Here is a 13,839-nt window from a genome sequence, read left to right as displayed (position 1 = left end):
CGGCCTCTTTGCGACGACTCGGATCGATGAGACGGGCAGCTCCCTCGATGAGCGAGTGATTACGCCGTAATCACCCCGGCCCGGGAGGCTGCCTTGCCCTCAAGTGATTACGGCGTAATCACCTGGACGCCCCCTCACATCAGCACGGCATAGGGGAGGCGCTGGTGAGCTCACATGGGCCGTCACCGCGTGTCCATGTCTTCACCCGGGCTCTTGAAGTACCTGCGGGACCAGGCTGCCAGAGGTAGGGGAGTCAGTGACCATCAGTTCTCGTTCAGGAGTGCAAGTGCCGTCGCGAGGACCGCGCGTGACTCCTCAGTGCCGGCTGACGAGTGGGCGGTGCGCCGCTCCACAGCCTTGAGGGCACGCACGGTGGCAGCAACGTACGTCCCAAGGCTGACCTGACGGGTCGGCGTATTGCAGTCATCGACGACGGCAGCAATCTCGTCCAACCAGTCGTTCACATCCTCATCCTGAACGAAGTCCCCTCTATGAATAAGGAGCTGACGAGCAACCCGCAGAGTGAGAGCGTGCTTCCGGCCGGCTCGCTCGGCACGTCGGCGCTCGGCAAACTCGGCGGCAGCGATCCTGCGTTGCGCCAGAGCAGCAGCTTCGGGAGTACGGCGGACTCTTCCCGCCCCCAGCTCGGGATCGGCCAGCGTCGCGGTCCTCATCCGCTGGGCTTTGTTGTATGCCGCGCTCGCTGCGGTGACAGCCAGAGGGGCTGCGAGATCGGCCCACTCGGCACGAGCGTTGCGCGCATCGTCCACCGCTCGCAACTGGTGCTGATCAATCTGTTCACGCAGGTATTGCCACAGCCGGACCCTCGTGAGGGCGGCAGATCGCCGGACAGCATCCGTAGCGGCGTTGAGGACCCCGACGTTCCTCTCCGCCCAAAGAAGCGCGCCATACAACTCGTCGTCTCCCGGCATGCCATCCGCGCTTCCTGCCTTCTCGAAGACATCACGCAACTCCCCAACCGCTGCTGTGACGTCCACTGACCCCACGCGCACTGGATGTCTAACCAGGGGAGCGTCCGCTCGCTGAGCCGCCCGTCGCCTCTTGTGCATAACCGTGATTGTGCCCGACAGGGCAGATTCACAGTCTGTGAAACGCGCAGCAGATGCTGTAGAAGCGTCAACGCTCACAGCCACGAGCAGACCGCTGACCTGCAACGCGCAGTCTGCGGGACTCACAGGTACCGGGTTGCGCTCGTGTGCGGCCCCCCGTCTGTGCTCGTACAAGACACCCGCTGGCCCGCACCGAAACGAGCGCGGCATGTACTCGGCCATTCAGGAGCTCGCGCAGCCATTCGAGGGCCAAGACGTATAGGGGTGGATCAGCGTGACGCCCATGGGGGAGTCGCGGTCGCTCGGGAGCTCGGGCCGCCTTCCGGTGCCCGAAGTGTGCTGACCGCCTCTTTGCGCTATGCCGAGCATCGTGTCGTCTAGCCGACAGACGGCCCGTGGCGGACATGGCCCCGGAATCGCTGCCCTAGAGGCGGCAGACGCGCGGGTTACCTCACGGAGCCGTACGCGTGATTACGCCGTAATCACGTCGGGCCACCGCTTCGAGCTGTCGGGGACTAACCCTGCGGGTGCGGGGATCAGCGGTGCCCGGCGGGTCCGTCGACGGCCAGGACGGGATATCCCGCAGGCGCGGGGGAGTACTGCCTTCGTGCGCCCCATCCTTGCGACGGGCGCTGGGACCATCCCGTAGGCGCGGGAGCAGCGCTTTCGCGACCTGCGGCGCGTGGGAGCAGGGACCACCCCGCGGGTGCCGGGTGCCGGATGCTGCGTCATAAGGTCAGTGGCTGGGGTAGGAACTATCCCCGCAGGCGCGGGGAGCAGCGGCGTCCACGTGTGATTACGCCGTAATCAGCGGGGAGCAGAACCGCTCCAGCTCCGGCTGAGTCGGCTCCTTGGGACCATCCCCGCGGGCGCGGGGAGCAGCTCGTGCGACAACCTGACGGCCCCCTGTCCTTGGGACCATCCCCGCGGGCGCGGGCAGCAGCATGAAGCCAAAGTGCGGATGACGAACGATGAAGGACCATCCCCGCGGGCGCGGGGAGCAGCCCGTGATGTACGCGGCCTCAAAGGAACGCTTGGGACCATCCCCGCGGGCGCGGGGAGCAGCTCTTCGAGGACGACCCGGCCTCCGCCGTGGTGGGACCATCCCCGCGGGCGCGGGGAGCAGACCTACCAGCCGTCGCACGGCAAGAGCTCCTTGGGACCATCCCCGCGGGCGCGGGGAGCAGGGAACTACGCCTGGGCTACCGCCACGCCGTCAGGGACCATCCCCGCGGGCGCGGGGAGCAGCGGGTCGAGAGCCATGCCACAGCCTCATCAGAGGGACCATCCCCGCGGGCGCGGGGAGCAGTGTGTCCAGACCTTGATGGCCTCGGCTCCGTCGGGACCATCCCCGCGGGCGCGGGGAGCAGAGCACTTCGAGCACTTCAAGCGCCCGGTCCCGGGGACCATCCCCGCGGGCGCGGGGAGCAGCGGGGGAGAACCCCGTAGAGGTGCTGGCCGCAGGGACCATCCCCGCGGGCGCGGGGAGCAGATCCCCTTCCCGTATCAGTTCGAGGAGAACTCGGGACCATCCCCGCGGGCGCGGGGAGCAGGAGTGGACCAGGGCTTCCGCAGCGAGTGCGTTGGGACCATCCCCGCGGGCGCGGGGAGCAGGCTCTGATCCGCATCGTGGCGGTGGGTTCTTGGGGACCATCCCCGCGGGCGCGGGGAGCAGCAATGAGCCCCGCCTGATTCAGCAATGGAATGGGGACCATCCCCGCGGGCGCGGGGAGCAGACTCCGTGACCTGCACATTTGATGCTATGAGGAGTCACTTTTCTGCACTATTGCCGATTCCGACAATGTGGACAAATGATTCATCGTTGGGTACGTCTGCCGTAGTAGCGTCGCTTTGAAGCCTTGCTCCAGCCTGGCTTGGGGGTACCGGCGGTCTGCTGTGTTTCAGCGTTGGGGCGTCGGATGAGGGTGAGTCCTTCGTGGGCCACGGGGTGCCAAGCGTGGTCGTGGGTGCGGAAAGTGAAGCCCTGCTCGTTGTTGGTGGTGTGTGCGAGGAGGCAGCGGCCTTGGCCTGCGTATTGGCGGACCTCGTCCCACAAAGCGTCGCGGACGCGGGCGGAGGGGTTGCCGATGAAGACACCAGCTGATATTTCCAGGAGCCAGCGGGTGAGGAACCCACGAAGGCCAGGCGGACAGTTCGTCAGGACGATGACGGTCACCAGAGCACCTCTTCGATGTCCCGGGTGTCTGCGTCGTCATAGTTGCGGCCAGCGGGCACTCGTCGCCCGCCGTCGCTGTGGAGGGCGACACGGTCCATATCGGGGTCGGCGCCCGTGCGCCCTCCCACGGCATCCCGCAAGAGCAGGGTCTTGATGTCATCAACGCAGCGATCCAGCAGGGAGGTCTGGTTGATGCGGTCCCGCAGGGCCCGGCGGGTACGAGCGCCAATGTCTTGGTCGTCCTCGGCGGCGATGTCAAAGGCGATGGGGATGCCGACCTCAGTCTTGTAGAGGTCGGCGATGTCGAGGACGAAGGACAGTTCATGTCCCGAGTGAATGAATCCCAGTGCTGGGCTGCAGGCAAGAGAGGCCACAACGGCATGGGCAACGCCATACATGCACTGAGCGGCGGCGGTGATGGCTTGGTTGACCGCGTCGCCGCTGGTGAAGTCGCCGGGGATGTAATGGCGGCCTCGCCAGGAGACACCTGTGCGCGCCGCATGCTCCCGGTAGCAGTCTTTCACCCGGCGCCCTTCCCGGCCGAGGAGTTCCTGCCGGGTGAAGCCGGCAGGGTCCTCGTCGGGAAAGCGGAGTTGGTACATGGCGCGTGCGACGGCAAGTCGGGTGCGAGGGTTGGCCCACTTGGAGGCCTGGGCCTCGGCTAGCGCCGCTGAGCGCGTCAGGGCTCGACCTGACGCGTAGTAGCGCACGCCGTGCTCACCGACCCAGGCGACGGCCGCTCCTGTCTCGCCGAGGACGCTCATCGCCTGGTGGGTGATGCGTGTCCCCGGGCCCAGGAGCAGTGTGCCGATGGTCGCCGAGGGGATGTGGGTCGTACCGTCGGCATCCTCAGCCGTAATGGCGTTAGCGTCACGGTGGATGACACACCGTTCCAGGTACACGAAGGACAGGCGCTCACCGGTGCGCGTCAAGTACCTGGGGGTGAGCGCGGGACGCCGCCCTACGGTGCTCATGGGCTCACTCAGCTGTGGTGAGGGGAACGAGTGTCATGAGCCCGCAGCCATACGCTTTGGCTTTGCCGAGCCCCTGTGTGAGGGTGGCGCGTAGCCGTTCGGGGTTGGTGACGGTGAGCCGACCGTCGTAGGTGACGGTGACCAGCGTGACTCGGTGCTGTCGGGAGGCGGCGTCCGATCCGTGTTTCGTGAAGGATAGGTTGCGCTGGTCTCGGACGGTCAGTTCGTACTGATCGCCGCCGTGCTGACTGTTCCGGTGGCCGGTGCCAGCGGGCAGGAGACGTTTGCCTGCGGGCTTCTCGCGGATGAGGAATCCGCTGCGCTCCTGGCGTCCCGGGTCGAGCAGCCAGCCGATCTGGTGGGTCGTGGTCAGGTGCGCGGTCCGCTTTGTCGGTTCGCCGTCTTTCCTTCGGATGTGGTGGACGGGGTTGGCAGTGAGGCGGAAGGCCCAGTTGCTGCCTTCGTTCAATCGATCGAGGAAAGGGCTGTAGGGGCGGGACTGCCAGCCGGGGGCTTCGGCGGTGGCTACCGCGGGCCAGCCGGCCTGCTCGACGAGGTGGGTCATGTCGGGCTGGTCGGGGCTGACGACATACAGCAGAACTTCGGCGGGTGGGTTGCGGTCCAGCCTCCACAGCACCCGCGGTCCGTCGCCTATGCCGCTGTCGGTGGGCAGCAGGTGAGGGAACGATGACATCACTGCCGCGTGCAGCGACTGGGGGGAGGTGAGCAGACGCCGGGCCCCAGGGCGTGCGGTGTTGAATCGAAAGCGGGTCAGGTGCATCAGTTGCTCTCCTCCAACGCAGTGAGAGGGTCGTGCTCAGGCACGTGAGGCGCGGCCGTCGGGAGGTGCATTTCGGCGTGTACTTCCACGGTCTTGGTGATCACGGGGCGCAGGGCGTGCCGGCGGTGCTCGGTTGCGAAGCTGATGGGCTGGTCACGGAGAAGGTCCGCGCCATCGTCGTCAGGAAGGGCCTCGATCAGAGCGGTCAGGGAGACGGGGTTCTGCCAACCGCGTGCTTTGCGGTACCAGTGTGCTGCCTGCCATGGCTCGTCCCGCAACGCCTGGGTGATGTCTGCGTCTCGGTGCACGCTGAGCTGGACGGGGCGGGCCGGTGGGCAGGAGCGCCGGCCGAGGAAAGGTGCGTGAACGGGAGCGCTCAGTGCGGCGTTTAGTTCGTTGATGAGTTCGTCTTGGCCCTCGACGGCGGCGACGAAGATGGCATCGGCCAGGTAGTACCGCTCCGAGATGGGCATGGACGTTTTCGTGATCTGATGTTGTGCCGTCTGGTAGTCGCGTACCCGGGTGCCGGGCTGGTCGATACGGACGCCAAAGCGGAGGGCAGCGAGCTGCATCAGTTGAGTGTCGTCACCGCGGTGCATGCCACGGGCGGCGGCGAGTAGGCCGATGACGCCGCTCTTGGTGGGGGCGGACTCGGTGGTTCGGCGAGCGAAACGGGCCGAGGCTCCCCACGCCTGCAATGGGCCGTCCAGGCGCAGGGTGAGCACGCTCATGCGGGCTTCTCCATGCGTTCGGCGACAGCGCTGCCGATGGCCTTGATGAGCGTGGACATCGTGGAAGCCTGATCGCCGATGTCGGCCAGACCTTCTGTGGCAGAGCCGACACGCAGGACCCAGGTGCGGGTGGACTCCTCGCCGTAGGCTCGTTCGATTTCGGGGATGTACGCGGCGAGCCGGGCGGAGGCTTCACGCACGTGTCCGTTACCGGCCCCGGCGATAATGGGCTCCTCGAAGGCGGCCACGAAGCTGATAGGGCGGGTGGTGCGCAGCGTGACGACGATGGCGTTAGGCAGTGTGTGGTGCCCAAAGGTATTGATCTTCCCGGTGGGCAGGGAGGCGATGAAGGCGTGCACGAATGCCTCCACCGCACGCCGTACGGGGGTGGAAATCGTCTGGTCGTCGCGCAATCCCTCGCCGAGGTTGGCGGCGAGCTGGTGGACGTTGACGGAGGCGTAGCGGTAGAGAGTCGCGGAGTTGAAGTCGACGGTGCCGATCATGCCTGCACCGCTCTCAGCATCGGTGTTTTCGTCGTCGACGGCGGTGAAGTAGTCGGACTCGGTCTCCACACGGTGCACGCTGATGGCGTGGGCTACCTGGCAGGCGGCGTCGACGTTGAAGTCGGTTGAATCGGCGACCATACGGCCGAACAGGGCGATGTCGACGGAGTGGCCAGTGTCCGCGATCTGCTTGGCGCGCGCCTTGTTGTCCTTGTCCTTCAGGTAGGCCGCGATATCGGTGGCGCCGTCAATGGCCAGGGCTGCCAAGCCGTCGAGCTGCCGAGCGCTGAGGAACATCAGGTATTTTGACCTGGGTGTCTCCTCGGCCTCGCCCGCCTCCGCAGCAGCTTTGGCCTTGGTGCCCCGTGTCTTGCGCTCGGGGACAGCGAGCTTCATGCCGGTGGCCGCCTCGATGACGGCGGTTGCCAGGCGCACCGCGTCGGTCTCCGCGATCGAGGCGTCGAGTCCGACAATGCGGGCAGCCAGGAGTTCGGCGACCTTCTTCGTCCTGACGCCCAGCTCTGACGGATCAAGCAGCTGTGCGTCCTTGAAGTAAGTGCGAGTGGCGCGCTTCCACGCCTGGCTGGAGACTCGTGCCCGTGGAACTCCGCCATACACGGCAGACTTCGGCGCTCCGGTGTCGTCTCGGTTGAGGTTGCTGGGCGGCACGGTCTGCAGGGCGTGCACGTCGAGAAAGATGCGGTTCACGAAGCGTCCTTGAGGGTCGTGTCGGAGTCGGAAGGGTTGCCCGAGCCGGGAGCGTCGGTGGAGCGATCGCCATGGAGGGCGGCACGGTAGGCGTGGAAGGAGCTGCCCCAGGCACGGCGAACTACCTCAGGGCCTTGGGGCCACTGCCACTGGTAGAGCTGCCGGGCTAGGAGCGCGTAATCGAGGACGATGTCCTCATCGCGCAGCAGCAGGACGATCTCTCTCAGTCGCTGCGCGAGCAGCGGGAGGTCCGGTGCGGTGCCGATGCGAACGAATCGCTTCAGGACGGCGTCGCTCGCGACCCTCTCAGCCACCAGACGTCGCACAGCGGCTCCCAGCCCGCACGGTGCGTCCGTGCGGTGGGACTGGTGCATGCCTGTGCTGCGAGATTGTTGGTGCAGCGCCCACATGGTCATCGCGACATGCACGGCATCCTCGGCGCGGGTCAGCGTACTCTCGCCGGGAGGTCGCCCGTCAAAGGCGTCGTAAAGCGGTCCCATGTTGATCAGCCCGAGCATGTCGGGCACTTGGTAGGGCTGCTTGCCCGCTCCACGGCGCAGCCTGGCAAGCGTCGCCACAGCCTTGGGGTCGTCACGCAGAAGCGCGTGCTGCATCGCGCCGATTTCATCGGCTACGAGATCCCTGACTCGGTCGGCCATGGACTTCGCAGAGGTAGCGGTGGTCATGTCTGGGCACCTTCTGCTTGTTCTGCATGGGATGTGGACTCGGGGCCGCCACCGCCGTCGTCTTGGGTATCCAGGGTGGATGCATTGCTCATGGAGTCCAGCGGGTGCCCGAGCACCTTGCCGAGCCGGAACCGGAACGAACGTTCGGCATAAGCTGAGTTGAGCCACAGGTCACCTTTGCCGGTGTTGATGGTGCGGCCTTGCCACGCCGCGTTCCCGGCGTCCGCGATCAGTTGTTCGCCTATGCGACGGATGATGCGATGGGCGTCGGATCGCCACTGGGAACGGTGTCGATCCGGATCAGTGGCGCCGCCCAGCTTCTCGAGCCAGGACCGGTATGGGGCGTCCAGCGCGCCGTAGCCTCGCTCGTACGCCCGGCGACGAGGCCCCTCGGTGTCTGCTCCGGTGGCTCGAGCGAGGTCGACAGCCAGGTCGCCGAGCACAGTCACTGCCTCGTCGGCGTCCGCTACCGCGCGGATCGCCTGCTGCGCGTACCAGGGATCCCGGCGGTTCAGCAAGACCACGGCCATGGACAGGCGGTCATCGACAATCTCGTCGATAACGGACTGCTGGGTGCCGTAGGCGGCCCCTACGATCCGGGCCCGGAAGCGAGTACCACGCGGCAGTATTCCCTCAGCGGTAGCCAGCTGGGCGATCCATTCCAGGACACCGGCACCAAGTTCAGGGGCGGCCTCGGTGGTCTGGGACGCTGTCGGGCGCTCGGCAAGCAGAGAGGACAGACCTCGCCACACGGCACGCTCTGGTTTGTGTTCCTTGGGCATGTAGACCTGCGGCTCGCCGAGCTTCTTCTCCTGGGCTTTGCTACGCCGCCACACAGTCATCGGCTCACGCTCGTGCAAGTTGGGCAGGGGCAGCGGGTCGCCGTACGTGAGCACCACCCCGTGCACGCCGGCGCCATCGAAATGCAGCCGCAGTCTGCGTCCCTGCCAGGTATACAGGTCCCGCACGCCTACCGGCCGCCGCTCGGGTGCAGGGCCCGGACCACAAGGCTCGCGCCGCCAGGCCGGTCGGTCATCGGGGTCAGAATGGTGCCGATTCGTATGGCGGGCGACCATGTTCAGCAGCAGCGTCTCGCGCAGCGTGTCGCCTTCGACGAACACCCCTCCCAGATTGCCGGCCCAGCCGACACCGAGCGGGTATGCCTTGCCGTTCTTGGCTCGGCTGTCTCCGACGACGCCGGTTTTGATCCCCGAGGTGTCGTAGGCGTGGGCGTGGACCACCCAGCGTGCGGCCTCAGCAAAGCCGAGCCTCACGACAGACGGCATGCGCGAGGTGAAGAACGGCTCCCCGTTGGGGACGTCGGCGACGATGCGGTTCAGCGGGAACACCTCGTCCCGAGATGTCCGCAGACCACCCACCTGGTAGAACGGCACATCGGGGCAGAGGAGATCGAACCGGTCCCGGTGATCCTCCAGGTAGTCAGGGACCGTATCGAAGCATCTCTCGTCCTCCCACCACTCGGCCCATTGGTCAGCGTCCTGCGGTCCGTCGAGGGCGTCGTGCGCGATCGCCAGCAACAGTCGCAGCAGCGCGAACTCCTGCGTGGGCAGATCACCGACGATCCGCGCCAGACCCGAGGCCTGGGCGAAGACATCGCATAGGGACAACTCGCCCTGCCTGTCATCCCGGCGTATCACCGGAATCCACGGTTCACAGGTCAAGTCGAACGACGGTAAGCCGCCCATGCTTTGGGTGTCAGTCATGCGTCACCTCAAGTCCGTCCACGTCGCTGTAGCGGAGTTGGAACCCTGCCAGACGGGTCTGACAATCGGCGTCGAGGGCGAGAATCAACTCGCCTGCCAGCCAGTGGCTTTCCTTGCCCTGCCATGCCTGCGGGCAGAACTGCTCCAGCTCACCGATAGCGCGATCGAGGACCTCAGGGAAGGAGAATTGATACGGCAATCGCAGGCCGCAGGACGCCGCGGCCTTCGCCGCCCGCGGATCAGGCGCCCGGTCCACAGGCAGCTCAAGTCCAGCTCGTCCGCGCTCGAGCCAGTCAACGGTGGCCAAGGTTCCGTCGACGCGCCGCTGCACCACAACGACCTCCAGACTCTCCCGACCGTCACGGACCTGGGCGCGCCCGGCACGCGTGTCATCCGCATCGCCCACCCCTGCGGTAACCCAGCCGATCAGGGGCCGGCCAGGCCGTCCCACCTGATCGAGCCGGAACACGGCCGCCCGCTCGGCCTGATCCCGCCGAAAGGCCGCGTCTCTCTGCTGTGTCCGGGCCATCGCCTCTTCCCACCCTGCAGGCGCCGAAGTGTCCTGCGAATACGCACCCTGGACAAGCAGACTGATGTCCTGCGGCAGATGCACCGGACGGCGGTTCCCATCCAGACGGTCCAGCAACACAGCTGCAGAGCGCAGCAGTGAGTGCTCCCCGTACACAGCGACCGAGCCGGCCACCGGTGCTGGAACATCTGCCCACTCCACGCCGGTGAGCAGACAACGCGCCGTGCGCAACCTCAACGGTCGGTCCGCCTGTCCCTCACCGCGGTGGTGTCGATGAAGTCGCCCTATGCGCTGCAGCAGCAGGTCCACCGGGCACAGGTCGCTGACCAGAAGGTCGAAGTCGACGTCGAGGGACTGTTCGGCTACCTGGCTGGCAACCACGATGTGCCGCCCGGCCGGCCGCTCCTCCGCCTTGCCCGGAGGACCGAACCGCGAGAGCAGCGCCTTGTCCTTGGCAGCCCGATCCACATCAATAAAGGCGGAGTGGGCGACCGTGACCGCGTCCTCACCGAAGCGCTTTCGCAACACCCGGGCGGCTTCCAGCACTCGTCGGACCGTGTTGCGCACAACCAGGGCACACCCGCCATCCACCAGCTCGGCTTCCAGCCGGGCCACGAGCACGTCCAGATCGTCCTCGCAGCATTCGAGCTGCACCTCACTGGCGCGACCGGACGCGGAAGGCGCCTCCACGACGGGCACCGAGGCAGGCACGACTGCCGTCAGCAGCGGATACTCATTGGCCTCCTCCACCGCGTCAAACCCGTCGGCAGCGCCAGCCGCGCTCTCGCCCGCGTAAGCCTCGGCGAGCTGCCGCCGCCGCGACGCGGGGAGCGTCGCGGACAGCACCACAACCGGTACCCGGTAAGCACCCAGCCACGACAGCACCCGGTCCAAATAGGTGCTCATGTACGCGTCGTAGGCGTGCGCCTCGTCGATGATCACGACCTTGCCTGCGACAGCAAGATGCCGCAGGGCCAGGTGCCGGCTCTTCAGCCCCGCATACAGCAGCTGATCCACAGTCCCCGCGACGAACGACGAGAGCATCGCCTTCTTCCGGCCACGCAGCCAGGAATGTGCCACCAGCTCCGCCGACGCCGAAACCTGCTCACGCCCCGGTCGCGGCATCAGATCATTCTCATCGACCCCCACGGCCGCAAACCGCTGCGCGCTCGCCCGCAGCAGGTCCATGTAGTCCTCGTTCAAGGCTGCCTTGGAGTGCGCCAGGAGTACCGAGAGCCGCGTGCCCTCCCTGGTAGGCAGTCGCTCGAGCCAGTCCAGAAGCCGCGGGAACATCGCACTGCCCGTCGCCATCGTCGGCAGGGCGAAGAACACCCCACCCGCACCCGAACGGGCCGCCAGGATCTCCGCAGCCGCCAGCGCGGCCTCCGTCTTCCCCTCACCCATCGGCGCCTCGATCACCAGCAGACCGGGCTCCGGCATGGTGCGCGCCAGCCGAACGGCCGACTCCTGCACTGGACGGACCTTGGCACCGGCAGGCAGATCAAACCGCGACGCAAACAGCTCCTGTACGGTCCCAGACGGCTCCTCGGCACACCAGCGTGAGGGCAACCGCAGACCCCGCCAGGCAGCCTCCACACGCTCTTCGCTGGCCAGGTGCGCGGCCTGCGGAAAGTACGGGAACAAGTCTGGGTTACTGGCGATCCAGTCGGCGACAATCACCATTGCCGACAACAGCACCTGCACGGGCTGCGGCAACTTAACTGACTGCCAATCGTCCAGCCGCCCCGCCGCCCCGAACTCCTCTGCGCACCCGTCTAGCAGCTCCTCCTGCACCTGCAGCCACAGTGCTCGGCTTGCTCCCGGAGTCCGCAGGAGGTCGTCACGGTCGCAGAGCCCTTTGATCTGACCGTGCTCCGGCGGCACTCCATGATGCCCCCCCACGACGACCGCAAACTGTCCCGACTGCCGCACCGTGAAGCCACACCGTCGCTCCAGCCACTCCGACAGCAACACCTGTCCCGCCAGACCGTGCGGAGCCATCCGGCGATCCGTCCCCCACTGACCGTGGGTTTTCATCTCCAGGCCCTGCTGGTGCATGGCGTAGGCGAGCTCTTCGACTTGGCACGCAAACGCTGGCGTCGCCTTCCCGATGTCGTGAACCCCCGCCAGCCACACGACCAGACAACGCCCATCATCCGGCCCACCCGGTAACGCCCCTGAAATCAGGGACCGCACGTTGTCCGGCAGCCACTCGTCCCAGAGCAACGCCGCCACTGCGGCGCTGTCTTCCATGTGCCGCCACAACGGAAGCCAGCCCTGCCCATCCCGGTCGTGCTTGGCCCACACCGTCCGGGCCACGCCGCTGAGCCGCGCGCTCAAACCAGACCTCAACTCGCCCCCAATAGCGTCCTATCTGAAGATAGGTACAGGAAAGAAGGCACCTAAAGCAGCGTTTCAACTGGAATGCGCACGCCGCCCCACGCCCTGGTAGTCCATGAGTTAGTGGGCTGTCGCCCGCCCGGGCGCGCGGAGCAGAAAGAACGCCTGACCAGTTCCTGGCAGGCGGGAACCCCCCCACGGACACGGCAGTCGCTGCAATCCGAAGCTTCGGACTACCGGCAGGAACCGTCTCCCGCGGTGAGTCGAGCAACACTTCCGAGTGCCGTTCTCGCACGGGTGGTGGGATCATCCCCGCGAGTGCGGGGAGCAGCAGCACACCGAAATCCGCAGCGTGGGCGAGTGGGGACCATCCCCGCGGGTGTGGGGAGCAGTGTCGATCCTGTCGTGGTGGCTCTTCGACGTGGGGACCATCCCCGCGGGTGCGGGGAGCAGCGCAGCGTGGCGGCCTCGTCCACCAGCGCGTCGGGACCATCCCCGCGGGTGCGGGGAGCGCAGGGTCACGTGGTGACCTTGCGGACGAGCTTGGGACCATCCCCGCGGGTGCGGGGAGCAGCCCACGTCGTCAGCCTCCATGCCGTCCGTGGTGGGACCATCCCCGCGGGTGCGGGGAGCAGTTTCAGAGGCTGGGCCAGCAGGGCGGCACGGCGGGACCATCCCCGCGGGTGCGGGGAGCAGGGCTTCCCACTGTGCGAGGTCGGCTCCGGCGGGGGACCATCCCCGCGGGTGCGGGGAGCAGTGCCACCCTCAGTCCCCTTTGCACAGCCAGTAGGGACCATCCCCGCGGGTGCGGGGAGCAGAGCGCGGTGCCCCCGCCGTAGACGCTGCTGATGGGACCATCCCCGCGGGTGCGGGGAGCAGGGTGTGTTCGACCAGCAGTGACATCCAGGCGAGGGACCATCCCCGCGGGTGCGGGGAGCAGGTCGTCGAGACGCTCGCGCTGCTGGCGCTGAAGGGACCATCCCCGCGGGTGCGGGGAGCAGAGGCGGGGCCCGTCGTCGAGGAGCGGGTTGCCGGGACCATCCCCGCGGGTGCGGGGAGCAGGATCATCCGGCTGAGAACCAGCATGGGGAGTCGGGACCATCCCCGCGGGTGCGGGGAGCAGTGACCGAGACCGACTTCGGGGACCCCACCTCCGGGACCATCCCCGCGGGTGCGGGGAGCAGGTGGGCCCTCACGGCAGTGGGGGCCCACCCGCGGGACCATCCCCGCGGGTGCGGGGAGCAGTCTGGCTGACCTGCATGTTCGACGCCAGGGGACGCTGGTTTAACGCACTTCCGCAGAAATCGACATTTCGGTCATCTACTTCGTTAGTACCTCCGTTCTGCCAGGCCGTTTCCATTAAATGACCGCTCCATCCGCAGCGTTGAAAGTGCCCCAGAGGCTACTTTCGCAGTCGCGGAGTCTGCTCTCCGCACTCGCTCTCCTCGGGTATTGGCTCACCGGTCGTACTGGCCGGTCCGGCACCGTGAACATTGCCGGGCCGACGGCGTTCAGCGCTGTTCTAGATGTACTGCCCAGGCAGGTTGGTCGAGTTTGTGCGACGACACGGTCTGAATCTGGCTGACGACGAAGGCCTCCGGTTGTGGAGTGGAGCTG

Annotated in this window: 9 protein-coding genes and 2 CRISPR repeat arrays; all 9 genes read right to left on the bottom strand. The window is 66.9% G+C overall.

Annotated features, from left to right (window positions below; all coding sequences use genetic code 11):
* Nucleotides 1–263: 263 nt before the first annotated feature.
* Nucleotides 264–998 (bottom strand): hypothetical protein, encoded by a 735-nt coding sequence (locus ACFWI9_RS08845; protein ID WP_387160036.1) that lies wholly within the window; start codon nucleotides 996–998, stop codon nucleotides 264–266.
* 925 nt (nucleotides 999–1,923) lie between these two features.
* A CRISPR array of direct repeats spans nucleotides 1,924–2,806; the repeat unit is 29 nt; unit sequence GGGACCATCCCCGCGGGCGCGGGGAGCAG.
* Between the two features lie 80 nt (nucleotides 2,807–2,886).
* Nucleotides 2,887–3,246, bottom strand: a complete 360-nt coding sequence (gene cas2e / locus ACFWI9_RS08840) for a type I-E CRISPR-associated endoribonuclease Cas2e (RefSeq protein WP_387160034.1) — start codon at nucleotides 3,244–3,246, stop codon at nucleotides 2,887–2,889.
* On the bottom strand, nucleotides 3,243–4,220 hold the full coding sequence (cas1e, locus tag ACFWI9_RS08835) for a type I-E CRISPR-associated endonuclease Cas1e (protein ID WP_387160032.1): 978 nt from the start codon (nucleotides 4,218–4,220) through the stop codon (nucleotides 3,243–3,245). The genes cas2e and cas1e overlap by 4 nt, the downstream gene beginning before the upstream one ends.
* A gap of 4 nt (nucleotides 4,221–4,224) precedes the next feature.
* Complete coding sequence (gene cas6e, locus ACFWI9_RS08830) at nucleotides 4,225–5,001, bottom strand: type I-E CRISPR-associated protein Cas6/Cse3/CasE (protein WP_387160031.1); 777 nt, start codon at nucleotides 4,999–5,001, stop codon at nucleotides 4,225–4,227.
* Complete coding sequence (cas5e, locus tag ACFWI9_RS08825; protein WP_387160030.1) at nucleotides 5,001–5,732, bottom strand: type I-E CRISPR-associated protein Cas5/CasD; 732 nt, start codon at nucleotides 5,730–5,732, stop codon at nucleotides 5,001–5,003. The genes cas6e and cas5e overlap by 1 nt, the downstream gene beginning before the upstream one ends.
* Nucleotides 5,729–6,943 (bottom strand): type I-E CRISPR-associated protein Cas7/Cse4/CasC, encoded by a 1,215-nt coding sequence (cas7e, locus tag ACFWI9_RS08820; protein ID WP_387160029.1) that lies wholly within the window; start codon nucleotides 6,941–6,943, stop codon nucleotides 5,729–5,731. Before cas7e ends, cas5e begins: the two co-directional genes overlap by 4 nt.
* On the bottom strand, nucleotides 6,940–7,629 hold the full coding sequence (casB, locus tag ACFWI9_RS08815) for a type I-E CRISPR-associated protein Cse2/CasB (RefSeq protein ID WP_387160027.1): 690 nt from the start codon (nucleotides 7,627–7,629) through the stop codon (nucleotides 6,940–6,942). The genes cas7e and casB overlap by 4 nt, the downstream gene beginning before the upstream one ends.
* A complete protein-coding gene (gene casA / locus ACFWI9_RS08810; RefSeq protein WP_387160025.1) occupies nucleotides 7,626–9,353 on the bottom strand; it encodes a type I-E CRISPR-associated protein Cse1/CasA in 1,728 nt (575 codons plus the stop codon). The genes casB and casA overlap by 4 nt, the downstream gene beginning before the upstream one ends.
* On the bottom strand, nucleotides 9,346–12,135 hold the full coding sequence (cas3, locus tag ACFWI9_RS08805) for a CRISPR-associated helicase Cas3' (RefSeq protein WP_387160089.1): 2,790 nt from the start codon (nucleotides 12,133–12,135) through the stop codon (nucleotides 9,346–9,348). The genes casA and cas3 overlap by 8 nt, the downstream gene beginning before the upstream one ends.
* A gap of 389 nt (nucleotides 12,136–12,524) precedes the next feature.
* A CRISPR array of direct repeats spans nucleotides 12,525–13,467; the repeat unit is 29 nt; unit sequence GGGACCATCCCCGCGGGTGCGGGGAGCAG.
* Between the last annotated feature and the right edge of the window lie 372 nt (nucleotides 13,468–13,839).

The organism is Streptomyces sp. NPDC127084 (genome assembly GCF_042724175.1).
In the GTDB taxonomy this organism is placed as follows: Bacteria; Actinomycetota; Actinomycetes; order Streptomycetales; family Streptomycetaceae; genus Streptomyces.
This window is presented reverse-complemented; position numbering and strand designations above follow the sequence as displayed.